The following is a 15720-nucleotide window of genomic DNA, read 5'->3' as shown; positions in this document are numbered from 1 at the left end:
CGCCTAAACTGCCGGGCGCGAACGCACCAGCGGCGCGAAGAACGCGGCGAGTTCCGCCGTCGCCGTCAACGGCAGCACGGTGGCGACGTACTGGTCCGGGCGGACCACCACCACAACACCGCCGCGGTCCAGGCCGCGCAGTTCGAAAATGTCGGCCGTCGGATCCGTGCCGTAAACCTTCTCGAGGTAGTTCAGCTGGAACGGGCCCACGGCGGGCTTGAACACGGCCGGCACAGCGCTGATGTCCACCCCGGTGTGTTCCTGCTGGTAGATGACCTTGACGTCGAACCAGGCGTCACGGTCCAGGCCTACGGGTGTGGCGGCCAGTGGAGAGTCCGGCGAGTCGGCCAGCCAAGCCGCCAGGTCCGTGGTGGGCGACGCTGCACCGGCCACCGCGGGGTCGGCGAAGACATAGATCCGCCAGCGCCCGTCCGCCGTGGCCTGGTGCCCCAGGTGCAGCGGGTTGGTGTCGCAGACACGCACCACCGGCGCGGACTTGAACCGCTTGCCGATGGGGAACCCGGCGGCCAGCTCCTGGTGCTCCGGGCCGCCGATGATCATCGAGGGCTCGTACTGGGTCATAAAACCGGCCGGGAACTCCGCGGTGCTGACGTAGAAGTCCTCCAGCTGGGACGGGCTGTCGAACTCCTCCGGCTTCTTCGCCATCAGCGTTGACCATTCCTTGTCGAAGTCGATGAGGTTTTTCGCGACCACCTGCCGCTCGGCCGAGTAGGTGGCCAGCAGGGCCTCCGGGCTGCGGCCCTCCAGCACGTGCCCCAGTTTCCAGCCGATGTTGAACCCGTCCTGCATGGAGACGTTCATGCCTTGGCCGGCCTTGGCGCTGTGCGTGTGGCAGGCGTCGCCGGTGATGAAGACCCGCGGGGTGCGGGTGCCGCGCTCCTCGGGGACGACGTCGTCGAACCGGTCGGTGAGGCGGTGGCCTACCTCGTAGACGCTGTGCCAGGCGACGTTGCGGACATCGAGCGTGTAGGGGTGGAGGATGGCGTTGGCCTTGGCAATAATCTGTTCGATGCTGGTGCTGCGGACCGCGCCGGCGTCGCCGTGCGGGACCACGCCCAGGTCGACGTACATCCGGAACAGGTGGCCGCCCTCGCGCGGGATCAGCAGGATGCTGCCGCCCGTCCCGGAGGTGATGGCGCATTTGGTGCGGATGTCCGGGAAGTCGGTGTTGGCGAGCACGTCCATCACGCCCCAGGCGTGGTTGGCTTTGTCGCCGGCCATGGTGCAGCCGATCGCGTCGCGGACCTTGCTGCGGGCACCGTCGGCGCCCACCACGTACTTGGCCCGGACGGTGCGCTCGGTGCCGGCGTCGGGCCCGGCGGTGTGCGTGAGCGTCACGGTCACGGGGTACTCACCCTCGCCCACTTCCAGGGCTTTGAACTCGTAGCCGTAGTCCGGCGTCATCCGGGTGGGCGCGTGGGCCATCACCTCGGCGAAGTAGTCCAGGACGCGGGCCTGGTTGACGATCAGGTGCGGGAATTCGCTGATCCCGGCGGGGTCGTCCAGGGTGCGGGCGGCGCGGACAATCCGGGACGGATCGGCGGGGTCCGGCTTCCAGAACGCCATCTCGGTGATGCGGTAAGCCTCCGCGGTGATCCGCTCGGCAAAGCCGAAAGCCTGGAACGTCTCCACGCTGCGGGCCTGGATGCCGTCCGCCTGCCCGATGGCCAACCGGCCGTCCCGGCGCTCGACAATCCGGGTGGTCACGCCCGCGAACTGGGACAGCTGCGCGGCGGCCAGCATCCCGGCGGGGCCCGTGCCGACAATCAGGACGTCGACGGCGTCGGGCAGCCCGGCGGGCCGGTCCAGGCCGGTGCCGGCGGCCGGCTGGACCCGCGGGTCCCCCGATACGTAACCGTGGTGGTGGAAATGCACGGGGAACCTCACTTCGTTGTAGGGCCGGCTGACGCCGAAACGCCGCCTGTTCGATAATTGAACATGTTGTTCTAATATCGAATCGCTGCATTGACTATAGGCTCCGCGGGATCGGGCGGGCAACTTTATTGTGGCCCCGCCCACAGGGCGACACACCGGCGGAGGCACCGCCGTCGTACCTCCGGGGGGAGGGAACGCCTAGGCCGGCCGGCGCTCGCGCCACAGCAGCGATATCACCAGCACCACGGCGCCGAGTCCGAGCATCACCAGGACCATCAGTCCCCAGTTGGCCTGCGTGACCCCGGTGCCGTAGAAAATGCCGATCAGCACGGTGGCCGTGATCGCGCCGAGGTAGCGGCACGTCTGGAAGATCCCGGCCGCGACGCCGCGCTCCTCCAGCTTCGTGGACAGGTACATCCCCTGGCTCGAGGCGATGCTGACCACGCAGTACGGCACCCCCAGCAGCGCCGTCAGCACCAGCACCAGCGGGACGGCCAGGGACGCGGTCAGCAGCCACATGGTGGCCGAGGCCAGGATCAGGAGCACGACGCCGGCGATCAGCACCCGCCGGACACCGAACCGGTCGATCGCGCGGACCGCGGCCGGGGTTCCGACCACCGAGATGGCGGCGAGCGGCAGCATCAGCAGGCCCACGATTCCGGGGTCGTAGCCTCCGGCGGTCTGCAGCAGCTGCGGGAGGCCGAAGAACGCGAAGTAGTAGACGCCGCTGAAGAGCGCGAAGCCCAGGTAGACCAGGAGCAGCGGACGGTTCCGGCCCAGCAGCCGCAGGTCCAGGAACGGCGGGCTGAAGCGCAGCTCGCGCCACGCGAACAGCACGGCGAGGACCAGCCCGGCGCCGAGCAGCCACCACCGGTACCCGGGGAGCACGTTCAGCAGGGCCATCATCACCAGCACCAGCGCCCCGATGAACGCCCCGATGCCCGGCAGGTCCGAGTCGCCGAGAAGCTCCGACACCCGGCCGTGTTCCCGTGTCGCGTCGGCCGGGGCGAACCGCCGCACCACCACCATGGCCGCGAGCGCCAGCGGGACGTTGATCAGGAACAGCGCTTCCCAGCCCACCAGGCTCACCAGCAGCCCACCCACCACCGGCCCGATGGCGGCGGCCGAGGTGTTCGCCATCTGGATCCGGCCCAGCGGCCGGGTGGATTTCACGTTCGCCTCCCGAGCCAGCGCCGCGACCATCACCACGGCGCTGGGATACGCCGTCGCGGTCCCGAGGGCCATAAACGCCCGGGCCACGCAGAGCAGCGCGAAGTTCGGGGCGAACGGCGCCAGCGCACAGGTGGCGGCCACCAGCGCCATTCCCAGCAGGAACAGCCGGCGTGGGCCGAACCGGTCCGCGAGCCGTCCCATCAGCGGCTGCCCGGCCGCCGAGGTGAGGTAGAAGGAGGTGACCACCCAGGTGACCGTGGCGACGTCGAGCTTGAAGTCCGACTGCAGCACCACCAGCGCGACGGCGATCATCGAGGAGTTCAGCGGGTTCAACGACGTGCCGAGGCTGAGCCCGGCTATGGCGATACCGGTCCGGGGAGAGTTGCTCACGGCAACAGTCTGTCCTACGCCGGCGGCCGGGACCGAACCGGCGGCCCAGGGCCGGCGTAATCTCCGGGTCAGCCCTTGGTCTTGGCGACCGTCATCAGGATGGCCGAGTCTTCCTCCGCCACCAGGCTGTGCAGCCCGTCCGGGACGATCAGCAGGTCACCGCTCTTGCCTTGCCACGAGTCGCCGCCGGCCTGGAGCCGGACGCAGCCGCAAAGCACGTAGACGGTGGCCTCCCCCGGGTTCTGGTGCTCGCTGAGTTGGGTCCCGGCCTTGAACGCCATCACGGTCTGGCGGAGGACCCGCTCGTGGCCGCCGTAGACCGTGTCCGCGGCGCGTCCGCTGCCGGCCGCGAGCGCCGCGGCCACCTGTTGCCGGGCCAGGGCCTCGATCGATATCTTCTGCATGCCGCCACGCTACCCACCGCGGCGGCCGCTGCCGAGGGCCGTTCGTCCCGGCCCCCTTTACCGGGGTGTCAGTACACCACCCGGAAGTTGCTGTAGGCACCGGTGGCCCGGGTGATCCGCTCGTCCACGTGGTCCACCCGGCCGGGAGCCTCCGGCGAGCGCAGCCAGCTGCGGAACTCCAGCACCACGGACTGCGGTCCCTCGACGACGACGCCGACCGTCCCGTCGTCGTTGTTCCTGACAGTGCCGCGCAGGGCCAGCTCCTCGGCCTTGCGCACCGTAAAGTAGCGGAACCCGACCGCCTGCACCATGCCCTGCACACGGGCCGTGAGGCGTACGGCGGTACCGGTGTCCGCGGCCCCGGAGAGCTCTGCGTCGTCAGCCATAACTCCAATGTAGACCCGGCCCGGGACCGGGAGCATCCGGGACCTTTGCCCCTTTCGATCCCTCCGCCGCGCTCGGCAGGGTGGAAGGAGACCTTCGGCATTGTGCACACTGCGGACACCCCGCGTCGCCGCCCGGAGCGCCTGAAAGGACAGAGACAATGGCAGGACAATTCGAGATCTTCACCGACGCAGAATCGAACGTCCGGTTTCGTTTGTTGGGGGCTGACGGCACGATTCTCGCTGTCTCTAAAGCCTTCAAGGACAAGCGTTCCGCAGCGGACGGCATCATGGCGGTCCGCGAATGCGCCGGCACCGGGCTGATCCGGGAGTCGCACGCCACCCAGCGCGCCACGCAGTGGGCCGGCCAGGGCCGGACCGCAGCCGTGGGGGCCGTGGGGGCCGACCACCCGCACGCCCGTAACCGCCGCAGGCACCTGCCCGCGGTGTAGGCGTTGGTTGGAGTTTGGGGTTCGGGGCCGGCTCGTTAGTGCCGGGACGGCCTCTGATCCCGCAGGTCAGCCGGCCGCTTTCGCGGGCCGCAGGGATGTGATCATGGTCCGGATCGCCCGGTATTCCTCCGTCCCGGCATAGAGCTTGGCCTTCTCCAGGTACGGCAACGAGACCGCGCCCGGAGTGCTGTTGTTGGCGGGATCGTATGTGCTGCCGAACAGGGCCCCGCTCGGCGGCCAGAGAAACAGATGGAACATCGGGCACGCCAGCGCCCCGGTTTCCGCCGGGAGCATGGTGATCCCGTATGCGGCCGTGGTGGTCCGGGCGGCATCCACGCCTGTGCCGTCCCCACGGGATTCGAAGACGTAGCGCGGCACACCCCTGTCCGCGGCCCCCTGTTGCGCCAGGGCCGGCAGGTCCTGCGCGTCGTAGACCTGGTAGGGGTACTGCTCCACACACTCCGCGCCGGTGACGATGTTGGTGCGCAGCTCGGCCATCGGCTTGCCGGCGGCGTTGGTGACGTCCACGAATGCTCCTTCCAAATCGCCGCCGGGGTCCCGGGCGGTCCAGTCCGGCGGATAGTCGAAGGAGAGCCCGTCCGAGGTCGTGAAGGTCTTCCAGTCCGACGGGATCGTCGCCGGGACGCTCGCCGGGGGCGTGACCGTGCCCGTGGTTAGCGGGGACGCCGTCGTCGTCGCTGCCCCCGAGCCCGACGACGCCGACCCCGTTGCCGGGCTTCCCGCGCCGCCCCCTGGTGACGCCGGCGCCCCGCACCCGGCCAGCAGCAGGACGAGCCCCACTGCCGCCGTCCTGGACCGCGCCACGGCCGGGCTACTTCCCGGCCGGCCGCAGGGACAGGAGCGCCTGGCGGATGATCTTGTACTCGCCGGTGCTCATGTACACCTCCGGGGTGTCCACGTGCATGGGCTTGCCGGGGGTGGTGTCGAACGGGTCGTAGACGCCGCCGAACGAGGCCGTGCCGGGCGGCCAGGTGAAGGATTGCGCGAACGGGCACGCCGCGGCGCCGGTTGGCTTGGGAGCCGACGTAATCCCGTAGGCAAAGGTCTGCGCCTTGGCCGGGTCCGCCGCGCCGGGGTTGATCCGCGCCTCGTAGGCGAACCGCGGAACCACCCCGGACCGGGCCAATGCCGGGACGGTGGCGGAGTCGTAGGCCATAAACGGGACCTTGGTGGTGCAGGCCGGCGCCGGCCCCGCCTGGGTCCGCAGGGTGGCCATGGTCTTGCCGTAGTCGCTGACCAGGGCCGCGGCGCCCCCGGCCTCTTTCACCGTCCAGGTAGCCGGGTAGTCGAAGGTCAGGGTGCCGTCGGCGGTGGTGTGCGACTTCCAGCCGGGCGGGGGCGTCACCGTGGAGGCGGGGGCGGCCGACGGCGAGCCCTCCGTGGGCGGGGCGCCCGCGGTGCCGGCGGACGACGTCGTGCCTTGCGGGCTGCTGCTGGAGGGCGCATCGATGGTGGGCGGGTTGGTGGAGGGAGCGGACGCCGGGGCACCGCACCCGGACAACAGAACCGCCGCGCAGAACGCGGCGGATCCGATCGTGCCAAGTGATGCGCGATGACGCATGTCACCCTCCCCCTGAGCCGCAAGTGGTGGCACCATTCTCTGGCTTTGGGGCGCGGACTCTAGGGGCGAAGGTCCCGGATTCCGCGGCGGCGGGCGTACGGGTGGCCGGTCGCGGCGGGCGTGATCAGCCCCACCTTGACATCCAGCCGATTTCAAATGGCAACCGAAGCTTGCTAGAGCTTAAAAGATGCAAGAGTTTCTGAGTTCCGCCATGCCCTTCCTCGCCGCGGCCTTGGCCGTGGCCGCCGGGCTGATCGCCTCCTGGGTGGTGCGCCGCGTGATCCTGCGGCTCAACCGCAAGCAGGAAGCCCTCCGCGAGACGTCCCGGATGGCGCGGCTGCCGCTGCGTTTTGCGCTCTGCCTGATCGGGGTGCGGATTGCGCTGGCAACCACCACGGCCGACGCCGAGTGGCGCCGCAACGTGGACCACGGACTGGCCATCGCCCTGATCGGCTCCGTGGCGTGGCTGGCGATTGCCGTGCTGCTGATCATCGAGACGATGGTCCTGACCCGCTACCGGGTGGACGTGGCCGACAACCGGCGTGCCCGGCGGCTCCGCACCCAGGTGATCCTGGCCCGGCGGATCGGCGTCGCACTGATCGCCATTGTGGCCCTCGGCAGCATCATGCTGACCTTCCCCGCCATCCAGGCGCTCGGTGCCGGGCTGCTGGCCTCCGCCGGGGTGATCTCGATCGTCGCCGGCCTCGCCGCGCAGACCTCGCTGGTGAACGTCTTCGCCGGCATCCAGCTCGCCTTCACGGACGCCATACGCGTGGACGACGTGGTGGTGGTCCAGAAGGAATGGGGCCGGATCGAGGAAATCACCCTGACCTACGTGGTGGTGCACATCTGGGACGACCGCCGGCTGATCCTGCCCTCGACCTACTTCACCACCACCCCGTTCGAGAACTGGACCCGGCGCCAGTCCGAGGTGATGGGCACCGTGGAGTTCGACCTCGACTGGCGCGCCCCGGTGGAGGCTATGCGGGCCGAGCTGAAGAAGGTCCTCGCCTCCACCGACCTCTGGGACGAGCGGGTGGGCATCCTGCAGATCACCGATGCAACCGCTGGCTTTGTCCGGGTCCGGATCCTGGTCAGCGCCGGCGACAGCGCCTCGCTCTTTGACCTGCGCTGCCTGATCCGGGAGGAGCTGGTGCTCTTCCTGCAGCAGGAGCACCCGACGGCGCTGCCGCACGTCCGGCTCGAATCCCTGCCGTCCGCCGCGGCCTCCAGCCAGCCCGCACCCCGGCGTCCGGGCAAACTGGCCGCCGCCGACGAGACCGCCGCCCGGCTGCCCTCCGACCCGCACGACTCCCAGCTGTTCACCGGGTCCATTGAGGCCGTGCAGCGGTCCCGCGCGTTTGCCGGTCCCGGCGAGGACGTGTTCGAGGACCGGGACAAGTCGATCGCGGCGCAGAACTAGGGGCGCCGGCGGGCGGTGCTGCCACGCGGGGCCAACCGCCGTCGACGGAGGTCTGCCGGCCCTGCTCTGGTCTTCCCTCGCCGCGGTGACGGGTTGATAATCGGAGCCATGACGATTCCCCCGCACCCAGAGCCCGATCCGTTCCCGCCCGAGCCCGGCCCGGCCACGCCGGAACCGCAACCGGGCGACCCGTTCCCGCCGGATCCCGGGCCCACGCCGCCGACTCCCGAGCCCGCCCCGGGTCCCGGTCCGACGCCGTCCCCGGCGCCTGGCCCTGCCCCGACGCCCGGCCCGCTGCCGATCCCGGACCCCGGGCCGGTGGCACCGCCGTCGCCCGTTCCGCCGAGCCCGGACCCGTCCCGCTTCTAGGGCCGTCCGTGGTCCGGTTGGCGGTGGTTAGTCGATGACGATGTCGCGGGTCCGGTGGTCGTAGTGGATGACCAGCAGGCCGCCGCGGTGGTGGACCTCGTGGTTGGCGCCGTCGAAGTGGCCGAACGCGCCGTAGTTCTCGTCCCAGGACCGGTTGATGGCGATCTTGAAGCTGTAGGAGCCGGCCGGCAGTTCCGCCGCGAGCTTCCAGAGCTGGTCCACCTCGTCCAGCTGCATCTGCGACTCGTCATACTGCGGCGCCCAGTTGGCCGGCGCGCCCAGCAGGACATTGAAGTCGCCCGCCACGGCGACGGCGGCCGGCTGGACGATCGTTTCTGCCTGGGCTTCTGCCTGGGTCCCGGCTGCGGTGTCCGGGGCCTCGGCGGGAGATTTAGCGGCCGCTTTGCGCTTCCGGACGGCCTTCGCGACGGGGGCAACGGCTTCCTCCACCAGCTTGGCGGCGGTGTCGGCTACCTTCTCGGCGACCTTTTCAGCCACCTTGACCGTCTTCGGACCGGCCTTGGCGCCAGTCTTGGGTGCGGTGTGCCCGGCGGGGGCGGACGGCAGCGGGGTATCCGCCGGAACCGGGGTACCGGCGTCGAGCGCTGCAGTGAAGGCGGCGGGATCGGCGAAGGCGACCGTCGCGCGCTGGCCGTCCTCGGTGATGGTCCAGCCGGAGCGGCCCTTGACCAGCCAGCCGGCCTTTACCAGCTTGGCGGTCGCCGTGGTGAGCGCCTTGTGGCCGCGGGGAATGCCGCCGCTGAGCAGTTCGCGCTCGTGGTCGTTGAGCGGGACCCGCGCGATCGCCTCGCCGAGGACGACGCCGGCGTTCAGCTTCTCGCCGGACCAGACCCCTTCCGCCAGCACGTCAAGCACAGCCTTGAGCCGAAGGTTGGTGTTTTCCGCAGCGTTGGCGCCCATGGGTCTCCTTTAGAAGCAATTGATCCATCTGCATTTTGCCAAGGTTCGGCGGCTTCCGCGACTGGGCGGGGTTAACTTTGTGTGTCGTGACCCACTGTGACGGCGACGGGCCGCCGGTGGTACGGGTCAGCGTCCGCCCCCGGGAAACCCGTTGCCCGCGGCAAGCATGCTGACTAGAGTGGGCTGATCGCCGCCGTCCCCCGGGGCTGATCCGCGGCAATCCCCCACTGGTTCAGGAGATCCCCATGGAAACACGCACCCTCGGCTCCCTCACCGTCTCCGCCCTCGGCCTGGGCTGCATGGGAATGAGCGAGTTCTACGGCAAAGGCGACGAACAGGAGTCCACGGCCACGATCCATGCCTTCCTCGACGCCGGCGGCACCCTCCTGGACACCGCCGACATGTACGGCCCGTTCACCAACGAACAGCTGGTGGGCCGCGCGATCGCCGGGCGCCGCGACGACGTCGTGCTGGCCACCAAGTTCGGCAACGAACGCCGCGAGGACGGCTCTTGGGTGGGCATCAACGGTAAGCCCGAGTATGTCCGGGCAGCTTGTGACGCGAGCCTGCAGCGCCTCGGCGTGGACCACATCGACCTCTACTACCAGCACCGGGTGGACAAGACCGTGCCGATCGAGGAGACGGTCGGTGCCATGGCGGAGCTGGTCCAGGCCGGCAAGGTCAAACACCTGGGCCTCTCCGAAGCGAGCGCCGACACCGTCCGCCGTGCCCACGCCGTGCACCCCATCAGCGCCCTGCAGACCGAATACTCGCTGTGGGAACGCGAACCGGAAACCAAGATCTTCCCGGTCCTAGCCGAGCTCGGCATCGGATTCGTCCCTTACAGCCCACTGGGCCGCGGCTTCCTCACCGGGCAGCTGCGCAGCGAATCCGACTTCGCGGAGGACGACTTCCGCCGCCACTCACCCCGCTTCCAGGGCGAGAACTTCACCCGCAACCTCGAACTCGTGGACCGGGTGACCGAGCTCGCGGCGGAGAAGGGCAGCACTCCGGCCCAGCTGGCCCTCGCCTGGCTGCTGGCCCAGGGCGCGCACATCGTCCCGATCCCGGGGACCAAGAAGCGCGACCGGCTGCGCGAGAACCTGAGTGCGGTCGACGTCGAGCTCTCTGCCGAGGACCTGGCCCGGCTCGACGAGCTGGCCCCGGCCGGCGTCGCCGCGGGCGCCCGCTACCCGAACATGGGCACCATCGACGTCTGACCCCGCCGTTGCCCTATCACTTATGGTCCCTATCCGGCCGGTTTAGCCGCCATAAGTGATAGAGCAACCGGGATATAGGGGTTGCTCGGGGGTTCGGGTGGTTCGGGGTGACCGGGTTAGCGGCCCGAGGCGGCCAGTTCTCCCAGCAGCTCGGTCTTCCGATCCTCGCTCGCAAAGGAGGACCGGATGGAGTTGGCCGCGAGGCGGACACAGTCGAACTCGGAAAGCCCGATCACCGACTTGAGCTGCGCGAAGTTGTCATCCACGTAGCCGCCGAAGTAGGCGGGGTCGTCCGAGTTCACGCTGACGTTCAGCCCGGCCGCCAGCATGCCCGGCAGGGGGTGGTCCGCGAGGGTGTCGACGGCGCGGAGCCGGACGTTCGAGAGCGGGCAGACGGTCAGCGGCATGAGCTCCTGGACCAACCGCTCCACCAGTTCCGGGTCCTCCATACAGCGGATGCCGTGATCGATCCGCTCCACGTCCAGGGCGTCCAGCGCCTCGATGATGTACGACGGCGGGCCTTCCTCGCCGGCGTGCGCGATCCGGTGCAGCCCGGCGTCCTTGGCCCGGGCGAACAGGCGTTCAAACTTCGACGGCGGATTGTCCACCTCCGCCGAGTCCAGCCCGATGCCGGCGATCGGGGCATCCATGGCGAGCAGCTGCTCCAGCACCTCGAGCGCGGATTCCTCGGACAGGTCGCGGAGGAACGCGGCAATCAGCAGGGTGGAGATACCGAACTCCTCCTGCGAAGTGGCCAGCACCGAGGCCACCCCGTTCACGCAGGTAGCCAGGGACACTCCGCGGGTCAGGTGCGCCTGCGGGTCCAGCATGATCTCGGCATGCCGCACCCCGGCGGCGGCGGCCCGGGTCAGGTAGGCCCGGGTCATGTCTGCGAAGTCCTGCTCGGTCTGCAGTACGGCCATGTTCGCGTAGTAGAGGTCCAGGAACGACTGCAGGTCCGTGAACTCGTACCGCGCGCGCAGCTCATCCAGGTCCGCGTAGGGCAGCGTGATGCCATTGCGTTCGGCGAGCGCGAAGATCAGTTCCGGTTCGAGGGTGCCCTCGATGTGCAGGTGCAGTTCGGCCACCGGGAGTGCCGCGTGGACCCCGCCGGGGACCTCGGCGAACTCCGGAATCCCCTCGACCTGCGGCGCAGTCTCCTGCTCCGCGTCCTGCACTGCCTGCGGCGCTGCTCTCTGCTCTGCCTGCGGCGCTGGGGCGCCGCCGTCGTAAGTTTCCATTGGGTAAGGATATGCCCGCCGCTATGGATATACCGCCCGGGGCCGGGACGGATAGAGTCAAACAGATGCACAATAATCAGCAGGCTTCCGATTCCGCCGGCCTGGCGCCGGACCACCCCACGGACGGCTTCGTCCGGGTCCGCGGCGCCCGGGAAAACAACCTGCGCAACGTGGACGTGGACGTCCCGCGCGACGCGATCGTGGCCTTCACCGGGGTGTCCGGGTCCGGGAAGTCCTCCCTCGCGTTCGGCACCATCTACGCCGAGGCCCAGCGCCGCTACTTCGAATCCGTGGCGCCCTACGCCCGGCGGCTGATCCAGCAGGGCCACAACCCGAAGGTGGAGCTGATCACCGGCCTGCCGCCCGCCGTCGCCCTCCAGCAGCGGCGCGGCACCCCCAGCTCCCGCTCCACCGTCGGCACGGTCACCACCTTGTCCAACTCGCTGCGGATGCTCTTCTCCCGCGCCGGCAGCTACCCCGACGGCGCCGCGCCGCTGGACTCGGACGCCTTCTCCCCCAACACGGCGGCCGGCGCCTGCCCGGAGTGCCACGGCCTGGGCGTCGCTCACACCGTCACCGAATCCTCGCTGGTCCCGGACCCGGCCCTCAGCATCCGCGACGGCGCCATCGCCGCGTGGCCCGGAGCGTGGCAGGGCAAGAACCTGCGCGACATCCTCACCCACCTGGGCTACGACGTCGACACCCCGTGGCGGAAGCTGCCCAAAAAGGACCGCGACTGGATCCTCTTCACCGAGGAGCAGCCCGTCGTGGAGGTCACGCCGCAGCGGGACCGGGTGGCCAAGCCGTACAAGGGCCGCTTCTGGAGTGCCCGCAGCTACGTCCTGCACACCCTCGCCGATTCCAAGAGCAGCACCATGCGCGAGAAGGTGCTGCGCTACATGGAGACAGGCCCATGCCCGCGCTGCGGCGGCAGCGGCCTGCGCCCGGAAGCCCTGGCCGTGACGTTCGCCGGGAAAACCATCGCCGAACTCAACGGCGTCCCGATGACCGAGCTCGCCGCGGTCATCCGCCCCACCACGGAACTGACGACGGCGGGGACGGCCTCCCGTAAACAGTCCTCCGGCGAGTCCAACGAGGTGGCCGTCGCCATCACCCGTGACCTGCTCCAGCGGATCACGGTGCTGCTGGACCTTGGCCTGGGCTACCTCGCGCTGGGCCGGTCCACGCCGACGCTCTCCCCCGGCGAAATGCAGCGGCTCCGGATCGCCACCCAGCTGCGCTCGGGCCTCTTCGGCGTGATCTACGTGCTCGACGAACCCTCCGCCGGCCTGCACCCGGCCGACGCCGAACCCCTCCTAGCCGTCCTGGACCAGCTGAAGTCCTCCGGCAACTCAGTGTTTGTGGTGGAGCACAACATGGACGTGGTGCGCCGCGCCGACTGGCTGGTGGACGTGGGCCCGCGCGCCGGTGAGGGCGGTGGTGAGGTGCTCTACAGCGGTCCTGTGGCCGGCCTCGCGGCGGTGGACGCCTCGGTCACCCGGCCCTACCTGTTCCCGGCGGACGGGAGGCCGGCCGGCAGCAACGCGGCGCGGGACCGCCGCGAGGCCGCCGGCTGGCTCGAGCTGCAGGGCATCACCCGGCACAACCTGCAAGACCTCGACGCCACCTTCCCGCTGGGTGTCCTGACCGCCGTCACCGGGGTGTCCGGCTCCGGCAAATCAACACTGGTCAGCCAGGTCCTCGCCGAGGTCGCCAACGCCTGGCTGCACCCGGACGCCGACGCCGCGGCCACCGACGAGACGGAGGACGACGCCGGAGAGCCCGCCGCGCCGCTGAGCGTGGGCCCGGTGACCGGCCTGGAGCAGATCGACCGGCTGGTGAAAGTGGACCAGAAGCCGATCGGCCGCACCCCGCGGTCCAACCTGGCCACCTACACCGGGCTTTTCGACGCCGTGCGGAAGGAATTCGCGGCGACGGATGAGGCGAAGGCCCGCGGTTTCAGCGCCGGACGCTTCTCCTTCAACGTGGCCGGCGGCCGGTGCGAGACCTGCCAGGGTGAGGGCTTCGTGGCGGTGGAGCTGCTGTTCCTGCCCGGCAGCTACGGCCCGTGCCCGGAGTGCAACGGCTCGCGCTACAACCCGGAGACGCTGGAAGTCAGCTACCGCGGCAAGAATGTGGCCGAGGTGCTCGGCATGACGGTCAACGCCGCCGCGGAGTTCCTCACCGACGTCCCCGCCGCGGCCCGGGCGCTGCAGACCCTCCGCGAAGTGGGGCTGGGCTACCTCCGGCTGGGCCAGCCCGCCACCGAGCTCTCCGGCGGCGAGGCCCAGCGCATCAAACTCGCCACGGAGCTGCAGCGGGCCCAGCGCGGCCACTCGCTGTACCTGCTGGACGAGCCCACCACGGGACTGCACCCGGCCGACGTCGAACTCCTGATGGCCCAGCTCCACCGSCTGGTGGACGCCGGSAACACCGTSGTGGTGGTGGARCACGAGATGGACGTGGTGGCCGCCGCCGACTGGGTGATCGACCTGGGACCTGCCGGCGGCGACGCCGGCGGCAAGATCATCGCCGCCGGGGAGCCCGCCGTCGTCGCCCGCTCCAAAAAGAGCAGGACCGCCCCGTACCTCGGAGCGGTCCTGAAGGGCTGAGCCGGACGGCGGTCAGGCCGCCTTGGGAAGCTCGCGGACGATGCGGACCTTCCACGCGGCGTCGTCACTGGTGTCGAGCAGGGCCACCGTGCCCTGGGCCAGGTGCAGGGCAACGCGCTTGGCGGCCAGCAGCTCCAGGTAGAGCTGTTCGTTCATGCGCGCGGGGGTGTCGATGACGTACTTCACGGCGTCGCGGACCTTGCGGTAGTTGGCGCTGCGTTCGCGGTGCAGGTGGAGCTCGAGCAGGCGGCGCTGGCGCAGACGCGGCTCGTGCCGGTTCAGCCAAGACACGGCAGCGTGGACGGCCACCACCAGGGTCAGCGAGATCGCATAGATTTCCCAGCCGCTGGAGAGCAGGAAGAGCGGCAGGTTCGCGATGGCGACGACGGCGATCAGCAGCCGGAACGCGAGCAGCCGGCGCATGGTCAGGGCCACGGAGGCCAGGGCCGCGCGGAAGCCGGTTTGTTCCTTGCGGGCCTCGGCAGGGTCCAGCGTGAATTCTTCGAGAACCAGGATGCCGTTGGCTTCCGGGCCGAGCATTTGTCCGTATTTGGGCGCAAAGGGCGCCGCTGCTTCGAGGTTCATGGCAGGTCTTCCGTGCGGCTGGGGTGGTTGCCGTAAATAATAAATCTCCGGGCTGGGAGCTGTCTGTAAGTATCCGCGATGTGAACACGCTCACCCGGGACGCCCAGCAATTGGCGATGCGGGCCCGTGGCCCCAAACTGGAGAGATGCAGACTTTCCTCCCCTTCCCCGATTTCCAGCAGAGCGCCGCGGCCCTTGACCCCGCGCGGCTCGGCAAGCAGCGCGTCGAGGCGCTGCAGATGCTGCGCGCGCTGGTGATTCCCGAGTACGGCTGGCAGTCCCACCCGGCCGTCCGGATGTGGATGGGGCACGTCCCGGCCCTGACCATGTACGGCCTGGCCATGGTGGATGAGTGGACGGCGCGCGGCGGCGAGGACACCACCCGGGAACGGATCATGGAGTTCGCCCCGCAGGCAGCCCACCCGGACTACGCCGCCAAGATCCAGATGCCGTGGTGGCTGGGGAATCAGGACTTCCACCTGAGCCACCGGTCCCGGCTGCTGGCCAAGGACCACAAGTTCTACGCCTCGGTGTTCCCCGGCACGGACCCGGACCTGGAGTACGTGTGGCCCGAGCCCAAGCACGAGCTCATCCCCGAAGATCCTGCCGGTGACCGGATGTGGATCCTACGCCTCCCGCTGGGTGATACTGATCCGCAGCAGCTGGACACGGTGAGCCTGCCCCCGGTCCGGGGCAAGGGGTCCAGCGCTGCCTCCGGAGAGGACGACGAGTACCAGTTCGTTTACGCGGACAACGGCTCGCGCCGGCCGGACAAGAACGCCCGCAAGCGTCCGGCCAAGCCGCTGGTGAAGAAGCCCTCCCGCAAGCGCCAGGCCCAGGAAGAAGCCTTCGCGACGCTGCCCGGCAAGTCCGTCGTTGCGATCCCGTTCGACGGCGGCCGGTCCTTCGCCGTCGGAGAGGTCCAGGGCCGTCCCATCACCGTGGATGGCCGGTTCGCCCGCAACTTCGAGGTCACCGAAGTCCTGTCCCGCTCGGACTTCGACTACCCGGCGCTGCTGCAGGACCCGCGGGTCTTCTTCCCGATCGCCGCACGGTAGCCCGCGCCCCGC

14 protein-coding genes are annotated in these 15720 nt (G+C 69.8%); 5 read left to right on the top strand and 9 right to left on the bottom strand.

The genetic code is table 11. The features are described from left to right. Positions 1-3: 3 nt before the first annotated feature. The 4 genes from AC1DBE_RS07120 to AC1DBE_RS07105 form a co-directional block, all read right to left on the bottom strand. Positions 4-1896 (bottom strand): FAD-binding monooxygenase, encoded by a 1893-nt coding sequence (locus AC1DBE_RS07120; protein WP_476970065.1) that lies wholly within the window; start codon positions 1894-1896, stop codon positions 4-6. Positions 1897-2094: 198 nt separating this feature from the next. Then, complete coding sequence (locus AC1DBE_RS07115; protein WP_476970064.1) at positions 2095-3459, bottom strand: MFS transporter; 1365 nt, start codon at positions 3457-3459, stop codon at positions 2095-2097. A gap of 68 nt (positions 3460-3527) precedes the next feature. Beyond that, positions 3528-3863, bottom strand: a complete 336-nt coding sequence (locus AC1DBE_RS07110; protein ID WP_476970063.1) for a cupin domain-containing protein — start codon at positions 3861-3863, stop codon at positions 3528-3530. A 68-nt stretch (positions 3864-3931) separates the two neighbouring features. After that, the gene (locus AC1DBE_RS07105; RefSeq protein WP_476970062.1) at positions 3932-4249 is read right to left on the bottom strand and encodes an acylphosphatase; all 318 of its coding nucleotides are present in this window, start codon (positions 4247-4249) and stop codon (positions 3932-3934) included. A 158-nt stretch (positions 4250-4407) separates the two neighbouring features. Here AC1DBE_RS07105 and AC1DBE_RS07100 point away from each other — a divergent pair, with 158 nt between their 5' ends. Next, positions 4408-4698: a YegP family protein gene (locus AC1DBE_RS07100; RefSeq protein WP_476970061.1), complete on the top strand. Its 291-nt coding sequence runs from the start codon at positions 4408-4410 to the stop codon at positions 4696-4698. A 66-nt stretch (positions 4699-4764) separates the two neighbouring features. Here AC1DBE_RS07100 and AC1DBE_RS07095 read toward each other — a convergent pair whose 3' ends face one another. Continuing rightward, positions 4765-5499, bottom strand: coding sequence for a hypothetical protein (locus tag AC1DBE_RS07095; protein WP_476970060.1), 735 nt, complete (start codon positions 5497-5499; stop codon positions 4765-4767). Positions 5500-5530: 31 nt separating this feature from the next. After that, positions 5531-6280: a hypothetical protein gene (locus AC1DBE_RS07090; RefSeq protein ID WP_476970059.1), complete on the bottom strand. Its 750-nt coding sequence runs from the start codon at positions 6278-6280 to the stop codon at positions 5531-5533. Between the two features lie 211 nt (positions 6281-6491). Here AC1DBE_RS07090 and AC1DBE_RS07085 point away from each other — a divergent pair, with 211 nt between their 5' ends. Next, positions 6492-7703 carry a mechanosensitive ion channel family protein gene (locus tag AC1DBE_RS07085; RefSeq protein ID WP_476970058.1) on the top strand — a complete coding sequence of 404 codons (1212 nt, stop codon included), beginning with the start codon at positions 6492-6494 and terminating at the stop codon, positions 7701-7703. A gap of 396 nt (positions 7704-8099) precedes the next feature. On the opposite strand, the gene AC1DBE_RS07080 is transcribed toward AC1DBE_RS07085, so the two are convergent. Next, entirely contained in the window at positions 8100-8993 is an 894-nt protein-coding gene (locus tag AC1DBE_RS07080; RefSeq protein ID WP_476970057.1) for a pullulanase X25 domain-containing protein, read from the bottom strand. 245 nt (positions 8994-9238) lie between these two features. Between AC1DBE_RS07080 and AC1DBE_RS07075 the strand changes: the two genes are divergently transcribed. Continuing rightward, entirely contained in the window at positions 9239-10213 is a 975-nt protein-coding gene (locus tag AC1DBE_RS07075; RefSeq protein ID WP_476970056.1) for an aldo/keto reductase, read from the top strand. Between the two features lie 116 nt (positions 10214-10329). Here the strand turns inward: AC1DBE_RS07075 and AC1DBE_RS07070 are convergent, their stop codons facing one another. Beyond that, the gene (locus tag AC1DBE_RS07070) at positions 10330-11454 is read right to left on the bottom strand and encodes an adenosine deaminase (protein WP_476970055.1); all 1125 of its coding nucleotides are present in this window, start codon (positions 11452-11454) and stop codon (positions 10330-10332) included. Between the two features lie 65 nt (positions 11455-11519). On the opposite strand from AC1DBE_RS07070, the gene uvrA reads away from it, so the two are divergent. Next, on the top strand, positions 11520-14066 hold the full coding sequence (gene uvrA, locus AC1DBE_RS07065) for an excinuclease ABC subunit UvrA (protein WP_476970054.1): 2547 nt from the start codon (positions 11520-11522) through the stop codon (positions 14064-14066). 12 nt (positions 14067-14078) lie between these two features. Here uvrA and AC1DBE_RS07060 read toward each other — a convergent pair whose 3' ends face one another. Then, positions 14079-14651, bottom strand: coding sequence for a hypothetical protein (locus AC1DBE_RS07060; protein ID WP_476970053.1), 573 nt, complete (start codon positions 14649-14651; stop codon positions 14079-14081). A gap of 145 nt (positions 14652-14796) precedes the next feature. On the opposite strand from AC1DBE_RS07060, the gene AC1DBE_RS07055 reads away from it, so the two are divergent. Continuing rightward, positions 14797-15708, top strand: coding sequence for an MSMEG_6728 family protein (locus AC1DBE_RS07055; RefSeq protein WP_476970052.1), 912 nt, complete (start codon positions 14797-14799; stop codon positions 15706-15708). Positions 15709-15720: the final 12 nt, after the last annotated feature.

This window comes from Arthrobacter sp. 10T416 (assembly GCF_056394165.1).
The sequence above is the reverse complement of the archived record's forward strand: the minus strand, read 5'-3'. Positions and strand labels throughout refer to the sequence as shown.

Bases quoted from the DNA above. Each gene is read 5' to 3' on its own strand.
- AC1DBE_RS07080 (WP_476970057.1), bottom strand. From the start codon at position 8,993: ATGGGCGCCAACGCTGCGGAAAACACCAACCTTCGGCTCAAGGCTGTG.
- AC1DBE_RS07105 (WP_476970062.1), bottom strand. From the start codon at position 4,249: ATGGCTGACGACGCAGAGCTCTCCGGGGCCGCGGACACCGGTACCGCC.
- AC1DBE_RS07075 (WP_476970056.1), top strand. From the start codon at position 9,239: ATGGAAACACGCACCCTCGGCTCCCTCACCGTCTCCGCCCTCGGCCTG.
- AC1DBE_RS07110 (WP_476970063.1), bottom strand. From the start codon at position 3,863: ATGCAGAAGATATCGATCGAGGCCCTGGCCCGGCAACAGGTGGCCGCG.
- AC1DBE_RS07085 (WP_476970058.1), top strand. From the start codon at position 6,492: ATGCCCTTCCTCGCCGCGGCCTTGGCCGTGGCCGCCGGGCTGATCGCC.
- AC1DBE_RS07055 (WP_476970052.1), top strand. From the start codon at position 14,797: ATGCAGACTTTCCTCCCCTTCCCCGATTTCCAGCAGAGCGCCGCGGCC.
- AC1DBE_RS07100 (WP_476970061.1), top strand. From the start codon at position 4,408: ATGGCAGGACAATTCGAGATCTTCACCGACGCAGAATCGAACGTCCGG.
- AC1DBE_RS07060 (WP_476970053.1), bottom strand. From the start codon at position 14,651: ATGAACCTCGAAGCAGCGGCGCCCTTTGCGCCCAAATACGGACAAATG.
- AC1DBE_RS07070 (WP_476970055.1), bottom strand. From the start codon at position 11,454: ATGGAAACTTACGACGGCGGCGCCCCAGCGCCGCAGGCAGAGCAGAGA.
- AC1DBE_RS07090 (WP_476970059.1), bottom strand. From the start codon at position 6,280: ATGCGTCATCGCGCATCACTTGGCACGATCGGATCCGCCGCGTTCTGC.